At 43.6% G+C, this 12033-nt stretch carries 11 protein-coding genes; 9 read left to right on the plus strand and 2 right to left on the minus strand.

What is annotated here, in order from left to right; translation table 11 throughout:
* The first annotated feature begins 3 nt into the window (after positions 1 to 3).
* From LLY41_RS09165 to LLY41_RS09185, 5 genes are all read left to right on the plus strand, one after another.
* Positions 4 to 1509 carry a nitrate/nitrite transporter gene (locus LLY41_RS09165; RefSeq protein WP_304587624.1) on the plus strand — a complete coding sequence of 502 codons (1506 nt, stop codon included), beginning with the start codon at positions 4 to 6 and terminating at the stop codon, positions 1507 to 1509.
* Between the two features lie 32 nt (positions 1510 to 1541).
* Complete coding sequence (locus tag LLY41_RS09170) at positions 1542 to 2192, plus strand: sensor histidine kinase (RefSeq protein WP_095245335.1); 651 nt, start codon at positions 1542 to 1544, stop codon at positions 2190 to 2192.
* Between the two features lie 92 nt (positions 2193 to 2284).
* On the plus strand, positions 2285 to 2938 hold the full coding sequence (locus LLY41_RS09175) for a response regulator (RefSeq protein ID WP_076259125.1): 654 nt from the start codon (positions 2285 to 2287) through the stop codon (positions 2936 to 2938).
* The gene (locus tag LLY41_RS09180) at positions 2928 to 3380 is read left to right on the plus strand and encodes a GAF domain-containing protein (protein ID WP_304587627.1); all 453 of its coding nucleotides are present in this window, start codon (positions 2928 to 2930) and stop codon (positions 3378 to 3380) included. The genes LLY41_RS09175 and LLY41_RS09180 overlap by 11 nt, the downstream gene beginning before the upstream one ends.
* Before the next feature lie 25 nt (positions 3381 to 3405).
* Positions 3406 to 5133, plus strand: a complete 1728-nt coding sequence (locus LLY41_RS09185) for a PAS domain-containing sensor histidine kinase (protein ID WP_304587629.1) — start codon at positions 3406 to 3408, stop codon at positions 5131 to 5133.
* A gap of 41 nt (positions 5134 to 5174) precedes the next feature.
* Here the strand turns inward: LLY41_RS09185 and LLY41_RS09190 are convergent, their stop codons facing one another.
* Positions 5175 to 6365, minus strand: coding sequence for a chromate transporter (locus LLY41_RS09190; protein ID WP_304587631.1), 1191 nt, complete (start codon positions 6363 to 6365; stop codon positions 5175 to 5177).
* An 11-nt stretch (positions 6366 to 6376) separates the two neighbouring features.
* Positions 6377 to 6685 carry a PadR family transcriptional regulator gene (locus LLY41_RS09195; RefSeq protein WP_095245338.1) on the minus strand — a complete coding sequence of 103 codons (309 nt, stop codon included), beginning with the start codon at positions 6683 to 6685 and terminating at the stop codon, positions 6377 to 6379.
* A 302-nt stretch (positions 6686 to 6987) separates the two neighbouring features.
* Between LLY41_RS09195 and LLY41_RS09200 the strand changes: the two genes are divergently transcribed.
* The 4 genes from LLY41_RS09200 to LLY41_RS09215 all read left to right on the plus strand — a co-directional run bounded on the left by LLY41_RS09200 (position 6988) and on the right by LLY41_RS09215 (position 12021).
* Positions 6988 to 7740: a threonine/serine exporter family protein gene (locus LLY41_RS09200; protein WP_095245339.1), complete on the plus strand. Its 753-nt coding sequence runs from the start codon at positions 6988 to 6990 to the stop codon at positions 7738 to 7740.
* A gap of 24 nt (positions 7741 to 7764) precedes the next feature.
* Positions 7765 to 8208, plus strand: a complete 444-nt coding sequence (locus tag LLY41_RS09205; RefSeq protein ID WP_095245340.1) for a threonine/serine exporter family protein — start codon at positions 7765 to 7767, stop codon at positions 8206 to 8208.
* A 145-nt stretch (positions 8209 to 8353) separates the two neighbouring features.
* Positions 8354 to 10069 carry an ABC transporter ATP-binding protein gene (locus tag LLY41_RS09210; protein ID WP_095245341.1) on the plus strand — a complete coding sequence of 572 codons (1716 nt, stop codon included), beginning with the start codon at positions 8354 to 8356 and terminating at the stop codon, positions 10067 to 10069.
* 212 nt (positions 10070 to 10281) lie between these two features.
* Positions 10282 to 12021, plus strand: a complete 1740-nt coding sequence (locus LLY41_RS09215) for a serine hydrolase domain-containing protein (protein WP_304587634.1) — start codon at positions 10282 to 10284, stop codon at positions 12019 to 12021.
* Positions 12022 to 12033: the final 12 nt, after the last annotated feature.

The raw sequence follows: 12033 nt of genomic DNA on the forward strand, positions 1-12033 counted from the left end.
AAAGTGATTAGAAAAATACAGCTTCCATTGCAGACGTTAAACTTAGTGGCCGGGTTTATGGTTTGGGTGCTGATATCCTCCCTTATGCCGTTTATAAAGGAAGATATCAATATTCCATCCGATAAGCTTGCTCTTGTAACAGCTGTTCCAGTCATCCTCGGATCGCTGCTCCGCATACCTCTTGGATATTATGCTAATCAGTTTGGCGCAAGAAAAATCTTTATGCTGAGCTTTATTCTTCTATTATTTCCAGTCTATTATATCAGCATAGCAGATTCGATTACTGATTTGCTTATCGGGGGATTATTCCTCGGCCTTGGAGGAGCGGTATTCTCTGTTGGGGTTACATCTCTTCCGAAGTATTACCCAAAGGAACGTCATGGGTTTGTCAATGGCATCTACGGGGCAGGGAATCTTGGAACAGCCATCACTGCCTTTGCAGCACCAGTTATTGCAACAAAATTTGGATGGTCCCTAACTGTACAGATATACCTTGTTCTGCTGGTGATTTTTATTGCGGCTAACTTCTTACTGGGAGATAAAAAAGAAGTTAAGGTACAGACTCCGCTTCTTGAGCAAATAAAAGGAGTCTATAAAAATGAAAAACTTTGGCTTTTGAGCTTATTCTATTTTATTACCTTTGGATCATTTGTGGCGTTTACTATTTATTTGCCAAACTTCCTTGTAGCTCACTTTGAACTTGATAAAGTTGATGCAGGATTAAGAACAGCAGGTTTCATTGTTCTAGCAACAGCCATGAGACCAATAGGCGGCTGGCTGGCTGACCGTTTTCACTCTTTAATTTTGCTGATGTTTGTTTTTGGCGTCTATACCATTTCTGCGGTGATACTATCACTATCTCCTTCAATCACATGGTATACATTCGGATGCTTAAGCATTGCTCTATCAGCGGGAATTGGTAACGGGGTCATATTTAAGCTTGTGCCAATGTACTTCCAGAAGCAGGCCGGTATCGTAAATGGAATTGTGTCTGCGATGGGCGGTCTGGGCGGATTTTTCCCTCCGCTGCTTTTGACTCTCCTATTTAACATTACAGGGCATTATGCAATTGGTTTTATGGCATTGTCTCAGGTCGCGCTTGCCAGCCTGATTCTGGTTGTTTGGATGTATTACCAGGGAAGGATGGAAATTGCGAGCCAGGTTATTGATCATACAATCGAAGGTATTCTGATTACGGATAAGAACGGAAAAATAATCTCTGTAAACCCTGCCTTCACAGAAATCACCGGATATACGGAAGAGGAAGTAGTCGGCAAAAATCCGAGTGTACTTAAATCAGGAAGACAGTCTAAGGGCTTTTACCAGGACTTGTGGACTTCACTCGAAAAAAATGGATTCTGGCAAGGTGAAATATGGAACTCCCGAAAGGATGGGGAAGAATATCTCCAGTGGCTAACCATCAGTGCAATAAAAAATGATGCCGGTGATGTAGTCCAATATGCAGGCATGTTCAGTGATATCTCCAGCCATCGGGTGAAAAAAGCATAAATAAAGCAAATAATTAAAGGAGGAGGGATGAAATGGAAACCCAGCCAGCAAAGAAAAATATCAGTTCATATATTATTCAATCTCAGGAAGATGAAATTAAGCGCATTGCCCTTGAGCTTCACGAAGGGGTAGGGCAGACGCTTTACAGTTTGTTTACAGGCATGCAGTTCATTCAGACAGCTGTCGATCAGCCTGAGATGAAAGACTATATTCGGGATATGGCACAAATGATGGAAAAAACAATTCAGGAAATCAGGCTTCTGGCTGTGGAATTGCATCCCCCTGCTTTAGGAACCCTCGGTCTCTTGCCGGCTCTGAAAAGTTATCTGAAATTATACACTTCCACGTATGGTATCATCGTTGACCTTGAAAATGAGGGAAAGGAAGTGCAAATCAGGGAACGGGAAAGGATTACACTGTTCCGTGTTTGCCAGGAAGCCCTGGCTAACATAGCGAGGTATGCTGATACAATGAGTGCAGGCATTAGTCTTCGTTGGGAGCCGGGACAGCTTTCTATTATGATAAAAGACAAGGGGAAGGGCTTTGATGTAGATGCTGCGATGAAAAGTTCAGCCGGCATTGCTGCCATGATGGAGAGAATGCTGTTAATTAACGGCAAATGCGTCATCAGCTCAAAAATCGGTGAAGGGACTTCAATAGATATCACCCTTCCGTTATACTAAGATTATACACTTAACAAGGGATCTGCATTTTGCGGCTCCCTTGTTGCCTATTTCAGATTTTTTTTACGGACAAATGCTAAGGGGGAGCGGGCTTGATCAATATTTTACTTTGCGATGACCACGCGGTGGTCAGGATGGGTTTGAAAATGCTTTTAAATAACCATGATGACATGCAGGTGGTTGGTGAAGCTTCTGAAGGCAATGAGGGGATTCAGCAGGCACTGGAATTAAAACCGGATGTGGTTGTCATGGATTTAAGCATGCCCCACGGGAAAGATGGCATGTCGGCAACCTCAGAATTAAAAAAACTAATGCCTGAAATAGCGATCCTCATTTTAACCATGCATGATGATGAGGAATACTTATTCAGGGCGATTCAAGCTGGCGCTTCCGGGTGTATTTTAAAGAGTGCACCCCATGATGAACTGCTCGCAGCAATCCGGTCTGTTGCAAGCGGGAATGCGTATTTGCATCCTTCTGCAACCAAAAGGCTGATGGAAGAATATATCGGAAGTGTGAAGCAGGGGAACACCGATACATTCAATCTTCTTTCCGACAGGGAGAAAGAAGTTCTTACATTAATAGCCAAAGGGTTTTCCAATAAGGACATTGCTGAACAGCTTGTGATTAGTGTCAAGACAGTTGAAACACATAAAGGTAATTTAATGGAAAAGCTTCAGATGAAAACCAGGCCGGAGCTCGTTTCTTACGCCTTAAAGAAAGGGCTGCTTGGCTATGGAATATAAGGGGTGCAGTCCTGGCGGAAGCGTCCGGATTGATCAGGCTTGTGAGAAGGTTCTGGCTGAGCTTGAATGTGATTTTGTTGGATTGGCACTGCAGAATACGGATGGCCCGGATGTAAAATGGCATTATGCCGCAGGAAACAGCAACGAGAAATATAAGCGGATAACAGTTAGGTACGGCAAAGGCATTGCAGGGAAAGTGATTTCAACCGGAAGGCCGATGTATGTGGACAACTTTCCCGATAATATTGCCGGAAAAGCATTAGAATACCCAATTATGCTTGCTGAAGGACTGAAGCATGCTTATGCTGTTCCTATTCATTTTAAAGGGATCCCAAAGGGGGTCCTCCTGATCGGGAACCGTTCGGGGCAGCCTGTAAGTGAGAGCAGGCAAAGTGCTGCAAAGGAAGCTGCCAGGACACTTGAAAAAAAGCTGAATGGTTAAAATAAGCAACTGGAGGAACGTAAAAATGGACAGGGATAATCAGCTGGCGAAAGAGAGAGAGATTGCTCCTGATTCCAGTGATGCAACGATTCTTGTAAATAAATTTGGGAGCATCTCTTATGCGAACGAGCAGGCACAATTGCAATTTGGATATAGCGAACAGGAGCTGCAGGGGAAGAGCCTGGAAGAATTGCTTCCTGAAATCACTCTGCTAGAAACAGAAGAGGGCAAAGTGGTTCACCAGTATGGACAGCACCGTAACGGCGGAGTATTTTCAATTTTTTATAGAATTAATTCTTTCAAGCTTGCAGAAGAAAGCTATTATCTAATCGTCTTTCACACAGTCAAAGACCGTTCCCGCTTAAAAAAGCAGCAGTCATATCCGTTAAAGGAATTGGTTGACCTGCAGTTTGCCCTGGATGAATCAACCATTGTCGCCTTTACAGACAGAAAAGGGAAAATCACCTATGTGAATGAAAAGTTCTGTGAGGTATCGAAATTTTCTGCAGAAGAGCTGATTGGCAAGGACCATAGAATTATCAACTCTTCATATCATTCCAAGGAATTTATGGAACATCTATGGAGCACTATTTCGAGCGGGGAAGTCTGGCGCGGGGAAATAAAAAACAAAGCTAAAGATGGAAATTATTATTGGGTAGATACTACGATCGTTCCTTTTATTGATGAAAAAGGAAATCCGTATAAATACCTGGCAATCCGGAAGGAAATAACAGAATATAAGCGGGTTGTCGAGGAACTGAAAAATTCCGTAAACGAGCTGATTGATTTAAAGTTTGCCCTGGATTCTTCATCCATTGTGGCCATTACAGATCAGAAAGGCACGATTACGTATGTGAATAAACAATTCTGCAGCATCTCAGGATTTTCACGGGAAGAATTGCTGGGACAGGATCATAGAATTATAAATTCAGGGTACCATTCCAAAGATTTTTTCAGAGATTTATGGAGGACGATTTCTTCCGGGAAGGTATGGAAAGGCGAGATCAAGAACAGAGCTAAGGATGGAACTTATTATTGGGTGGATACCACGATCGTCCCATTCCTAAATGATGAAGGGAAACCCTATCAGCATCTTGCTATTCGACATGAAGTCACGCAAAGAAAAACTGCAGAAGAAGAGCTGCAAAATATGATGACAAGAATTATCGATGTTCAAGAGGAGGAACGGAAAAGGCTGTCCCGGGAACTTCACGACGGTATAGGACAGAATTTGTACAGCCATCTGATTACCATAAATAGGCTTCAGGCTGAAATAAGCCATCCGCTGCTGGATCAAATGCAGGATGAGGCAACTGAAATCATTGAAGAACTAAGGGATCTTTCATGGGAGCTTCGTCCCTCAGTGCTTGATGATCTGGGGCTGATTCCAGCGATCCGATCCTACCTGGTCCGTTTTTCAGAACATCATAATATCAATGTCCATTTTGATTGTTACCTGGCTTCCCGCCTTAGTTCAAATAAAGAAATCACCATCTATAGAATCATTCAGGAAGCGCTGACGAATATAAGGAAATATGCTGAAACAGATGAAGCTTCAGTCACAATCAGGCAAATGGAAGAAGAAATCCGTATTGTCATTGAAGATAAAGGTAAAGGGTTCAATGTTAATGGAGTATCAAGAGGAGTCGGCCTTTTCAGCATGGAAGAGCGGGCTAAAGCTGCAGGCGGTTCCATTGATGTTTATTCAGAAGAAAACAAAGGGACGAAAATTATACTTGAAATTCCGCTATAAAAAAAAGCTGCCGAGTTTTGGCAGCTTTTCTTCATTCGTTTCTAAATTACATTTCCTAATAAAGTTCCGCCCATGGCTCCTGTCACAACAATAATCCAAGGAGGCAGCTTCCAATAAACAAGCATGCTGAATAGTACTGCGGCAAAGGCAAAGTCTGCCGGCTCGAGGATGCTGCTGGTCCAAATGGGATGATAAAAGGCAGCAATTAAAATCCCTACAACTGCAGCATTCACACCCATTAATGCACCCCTGATGTTAGGGTTGCGGCGAAGTGTGTCCCAAAATGGGAGTGCTCCTAAGATCAGCAGAAAGGCAGGCAAAAAGATCGCAGCCGTTGCAAGCAGACCGCCCTGCCAGCCATTCATCACTGCTCCAAGATAAGCAGCAAAAGTAAATAACGGCCCCGGCACTGCCTGAGCTGCACCGTAGCCAGCCAGAAAGGCTTCCTCACTTAGCCAGCCTGCTGGGACAAATTCACGTTCCAGCAAGGGAAGTACAACATGCCCGCCGCCGAAAACCAGGGATCCTGAGCGATAAAAGCTGTCAAATAAGGCAACCCATTCCAATGCGGTTACTTCTCTTAGTATTGGAAGCACAATTAAAAGGGCGAAAAATAAGACCAAACAGCCTGCAGCAAAACCTTTTGAGATGGGAAACTCCAATCGTGCATCATCGTTGTCAGTATGCTTTTTATAGATTAAAAATCCGATAAAACCAGAGACGAGGATGACCGCAACCTGCGTAATGGCTGTCTGCCAAAAAAGTGTGGCAATAATTGCGAGCAGTGCCAGCGTTTTTCGGGGAAGATCAGGTACAAGCTTTTGGGCCATACCCAGAACGGCGTGGGCCACTACGGCCACAGCGACAATCTTCAGACCATGGATCCAGCCGGCTTCTGCCGGATTAATGCCTTGAAGAAGAATGGCAAAAATAATCAGAGCTATAACAGATGGTAAGGTAAACCCAAGGAAAGCCATTATGCCGCCCGGTGCGCCAGCCCTCATGACACCAATGCCGATCCCGACCTGGCTGCTTGCAGGACCGGGAAGGAACTGACAAAGTGCAACTAAGTCTGCGTAGCTTTTTTCATCCATCCATTTTCTTCTTCGGACATACTCATCGTGAAAATAGCCGAGATGAGCTACAGGTCCCCCGAAAGAGGTTAGTCCAAGCCTTGTTGAAACCAATAATATTTCCAGTAACGTTTTTAGCCCGGTTTTGTTTTTGTTCATATGCATCTCCTTTAATCCTTAATTTCTTTAAAAAGCTCATAAGCTTTTTTTCTCGCTTCCTCCAGAACCAAAATCCCTTTTTCAGTTGCGGTATAATACTTTCTGATTCTGCCATCAACATTCTTCTTCTCCTGTTGAAGAAGCCCGTCTGACTCCATTGAATGCAGGATCGGATATAATGTTCCGGAACTGATGCTATATCCATGCTCTTTTAGTTCTTCAGCCATCCATGCGCCGAAAACAGGGTGCTCCTTTGCATGGTGAAGGATATGGATTTGAATAAACCCCAGAAACAGCTTGCGCAATATTTTATCTTCCAAGCAAATGCCTCCCTTCTTAATCTCGAACATCGATATCGGGTTTCGATAATTGAATGATACCAAATATAGGAGGACAAGAAAAGGGGAAAAGATAAGTTTACAAAACCTTAACTTAAAGAGTACAACACTTTTTTAAAAAGCTTCATAAGATGAGGCTAAATCAAATGTCTGCTTTATCTAAATTGGAGCTTAAATATTTTTATATTTTTTTACACAAAAGGTCTTTCTTTCGTTTATCATTTCCGTTAATATGTAACCCTATATAAGAGAGATTTAAATTGTTTTATAAAGCAGGTGGAAAAATGGGGAAAGAATTCCCGCCAACAATAGAAGTAATTGAGATATGCTTGCTTGCGGGGAAAATTATGCTCCAGGGAGGTGCGGAAACGTATCGCGTAGAAGACACCATGACAAGGATTGCTGCCTCCCTGGGTATACCGCACTCACATAGCTATGTAACGCCAACAGGAATCATATTTTCTACAGATGGAACTGAACCGGCGAAGCTGATTCGGATTTCAGAACGTTCAACGGATTTATACAAGGTGACATTAGTGAACGGTGTTTCACGCAGAATCAGCAGCGGTGAACTGGATGGAAAGGAAGCATTGGCAAGGCTGAAGGAGATTGAAAGTGCCGACTATACATTCCCTGTTTATCAGCAGATTTTTGCAGCCTCGATTGCAAGCGGCTGTTTTTTAATTATGTTCCTTGGAAGCTGGACTGATTTTATTCCAGCCATGATTACAGGCGGTCTGGGATTTGTTTCATTTTTATATGTACATAGAGTTGTCCAGATCAAGTTTTTCTCTGAATTTATTGCTTCATTATTAATTGGCCTTATAGCCTATTTCTTTGTTTACTCGGGAGTGGGGACAGAGCTCGATAAGATCATCATCGGGTCGGTCATGCCGCTCGTTCCGGGGCTATTGATAACAAATGCAGTCAGGGATTTAATGGCCGGGCATCTTGTTTCCGGACTTTCAAAAGGGGCTGAAGCCTTTCTGACGGCTTTTGCCATTGGAGCCGGGATTGCTCTTGTCTTCACTTTTTAAATGCAATAGCGGAGGAAGTTGTCTATGTTTATATTGACACATATGATTACAAGCTTTATCGCATCAGCAGGGTTCGGGGTGCTTTTCAATGCTCCGAAAAAATCGCTGCTGAAATGCGGATTTGTTGGCATGGTCGGATGGTTCGTTTATATTTGGCTTGTCAATTGGCAGTATGATGCTGTTATTTCTTCCTTAATTGCTGCTTTTACGATCGCTGTGATCAGCCAGATTTTTGCCAGAATGTATAAAACACCTATTATTATTTTCAGTGTTGCCGGCATCATTCCGCTGGTCCCAGGAGGGATTGCATATGATGCGATGCGGAATTTTGTTGAAAATGATTACAATACGGCCATTCAGCTCGCAGCGAAAGCATTCATGATATCCGGGGCCATTGCAGTCGGTCTTGTCATTTCAGAGGTAATCAATCAAATGATCCGCAATGTCCAGTTCAAATCAAGAATCTGAATTTCAGAAGAGGACGTACCATCAGCCTAATAAAGCAGCAACAACAGACTCGTTCCAGATAAATAGGGACGGGTTTTTCTTGTAATCTATTCCTGGTGAATTTATAATCAAATATATTTGATTTTTTCAGAAAAAGGAGAATAAAATGATCCGACGGTTTTTTAGCTACTATAAGCCGCATAAGCGCCTGTTCATGATTGATTTTAGTTCGGCAGTATTCGTGGCGATTCTTGAGTTGGGCTTTCCGCTTGCGGTTCAGTGGTTTATCGACAGCCTGCTTCCAAGCGGGAATTGGTCCATGATTGTTTCTGTCAGTGCCGGCCTGCTTGCTCTTTATGTAGCAAGCACACTTCTTCAGTTTGTGGTTAACTATTGGGGCCACAAGCTTGGCATCAACATCGAAACAGATATGCGGCAGCAGCTTTTTCAGCATGTGCAAAGGCAGTCTTTCCGCTTCTTCGATAATACTAAAACAGGGCATATTATGAGCCGGGTGACAAACGATCTTATGGATATCGGAGAGCTTGCCCATCATGGCCCGGAGGATTTATTTATAGCGGTCATGACGTTTGTGGGTGCATTCTGGATTATGCTGACCATCAATGTGAAGCTTGCTCTTGTAACCATATTTGTTCTTCCGTTTCTTGTATGGCTGATTACGTTCTGCAATATTAAAATGAACAAAGCATGGAAAAGAATGTACGGTGAAATTGCCGATGTTAACGCCCAGGTAGAGGATAGTGTATCGGGTGTGCGTGTGGTTCAGTCTTTTACAAATGAAAGCTATGAGATTAAAAGATTTAAAGAAAACAATGGCAGATTCCGTCTTGCCAAGCTTGCAGCTTATAAGATTATGAGCTTCAGTGCTTCCGGAGTCTACATGCTGACCCGATTAGTTACGCTGCTTGTTCTTGTATACGGTTCCTGGCTGAGCTTCAGCGGGCAGCTTTCATACGGTGAATTGGTCGGATTTGTGCTCTATGTGAATGTGCTATTAAAGCCGATTGATAAAATCAGCGCTCTGATGGAACTATATCCAAAGGGAATGGCTGGTTTCAAACGGTTTTTAGAAATCATTGATACTGAACCGGAAATTGAGGATCCAAAAGATGCCATTGAGGTTGCGTCTTTAAGGGGTGATATTCGTTTTCAGGATGTATCGTTCCGCTATGACGAGCATAAATCGGTGCTTGAGGGAATTGACCTTCAAATAAAAGCAGGTGAAACAGTAGCTTTTGTCGGACCTTCAGGAGCCGGAAAGACAACGATTTGTTCTTTGATTCCACGCTTTTATGAGGTGAATAGCGGAAGTATTAAGATTGATGGCATGGATATCAGGGACATGACGAAGAAATCTCTGAGATCACAAATTGGCATTGTCCAGCAGGATGTCTTCCTGTTTACCGGTACCCTGAAGGAGAATATAGCCTACGGGATGCTTGGAGCATCAGATGATCAGGTTGCAGACGCAGCTAAAAAAGCGCACCTGCAGGACTTCATTGCATCTCTTCCGGATGGCTGGGAAACACAAATTGGGGAACGGGGATTAAAGCTGTCAGGCGGACAAAAACAACGGATCGCCATTGCGAGAATGTTCCTGAAAAACCCGCCGATTTTAATCCTGGATGAAGCAACCTCGGCATTAGATACAGAAACCGAACAGATTATTCAAATGGCATTGAACGAGCTTGCCGTAAACCGCACCACACTGGTCATTGCCCATAGGCTTGCAACCATCCGCAATGCGGACAGGGTAGTCGTTGTCACAGAAGACGGCATTGCTGAAGAAGGTACACATGATGAATTGATCGAAAAGAACGGAATCTTTGCAGGTCTTCATAATGTACAGTTTCAAAGATAATAAGCAGGATCCAATATGGATTCTGCTTTCTTTGTATTTCTTCAAATAAGTCAAAATAATTTTCAGAACAGTCAAAAAGAACTATCATTTTGTTGTTTTATATGGAAGTTTTTAACTAGAACAGGACTTATGTGGTATAGACAACTATACTCTATCTCTATTAATCTTACATTATGTAAACCCTTTCATTAATTAGAGGAGGTTAAAGGCTGATGAAGATTCATAAAAATAAAGGAGGCACTATGAAAAATAAAACCATGCTTGTTGCGCTATCTGCCGCACTTGGCACATCACTCTTTATTCCGGCAGCATATCCTGCGTCTGCGCAAAGCGCTGAAGGAGTTAAGCCAACGATGGAAATGAAAAACAATAAAGATGTGAAACACAAGATTCATCCTGTTTTTTCGTGGGATCGTCCCGGGCCGATCTCTCCTATCCTTCATCCTGGTTCAGCAGCGGGAGCCGGCATGGTTCAGCAGCCGCTCGATGAAATCGATCCCTTAATGGAGGAGATGATTTCAGAAGGCGTCATGCCGGGTGCTGTCACTTTTGTGGCAAGGCGAGGCCATATCGTTAAGCATGATGCATACGGATATTCCTACCGCTACACGGATGATAAATTTACTGAAGCCCAGAACCCGATCGAAATGACCGAAGATACCATCTTTGATCTGGCTTCAATCAGTAAAATCTTTACCACAACTGCAGCGATGATATTGTATGATGAAGGCCGATTTGAGCTGGATGATCCTGTTGCTGAATATATTCCCGAGTTCGCCGAAAACGGAAAGGAAAATGTAACGATACGCCAGCTGATGACACATACTTCAGGCTTTACTGCATGGATTCCATTATATTCACAAGGAAGCAGCAGAGAGGAACGCATGCAAATCGTTTTTAAGCATCCATTGGCCAATGAGCCGGGCGAAGCGTATACATACAGCGACTTGAATATGATAACGCTCGGTGCACTAATCGAACGCCTCTCAGGGCAAAGCCTGGATGAGTTTGTGGAAAAACGCATAACTAAACCGCTCGGTATGAAGGACACGATGTATAATCCGCCTGAATCTTTGAAGCACCGGATTGCAGCCACGGAATATCAGCCTGCGATTGGCAGGGAGCTTGTCTGGGGAGAGGTTCACGATGAGAATGCCTGGTCCCTTGATGGAGTCGCCGGTCATGCAGGTGTCTTTTCCACTGCCACAGATCTTGCCAGGCTTGCCCATATGTATGTGAATGACGGGCGATATGGCGGCAAACGGATATTGAAAGAAAAGACGGTGAAAATGCTTATTCAAAATCAAATTCCTGAATTCCCAGGCGATGATCACGGCCTGGGCTGGGAGCTCGGCCAGGGATGGTTCATGGATGCTTTATCAGAGGGAACTTCCCTTGGGCATACAGGGTACACTGGAACATCCATCGTCATAAACCGAAATAATGGCACCATTGCGATTCTTTTAACGAACCGTGTGCATCCATCAAGAAATACGGTTACAACGAATATTGCAAGGCGTGCATTTGCAAGACAAGTGGCGGATGCCATTCCTGTAGCCATTCCGGGAAAAGGGCCGGCGTGGTTCTCAGGGTATGGAGATAAAATTCAGCATGAGTTAACCGCTAAAGTGAATCTCAAAGAAGAGGCGGTCCTGTCGTTTGATACCTGGTACAGAACTGAAACAAATGCAGACATGGGCGTGGTTGAGTTCTCGGAAGATGGCGTCAATTGGACACAGGCAGCACAGCCATATACAGGCAGCAGCATCGACTGGAAAAAGGAAAAGCTGACGATTGCGGCAGGAACATCCCACATCCGATTCCGATACGTGACAGACAGTACAGTAAACGGCAGAGGCTGGTATGTTGATAATGTAAAACTCCAGCTTTCAGATGGACAAAAAGTGACGCCTGCCCTCTCAGGAAACGGTTGGGAAAAAAGAAATTACTAGTATTCGATTTTT

This window comes from Cytobacillus firmus (genome assembly GCF_023612095.1).
GTDB lineage: Bacteria > Bacillota > Bacilli > Bacillales > Cytobacillaceae > Cytobacillus.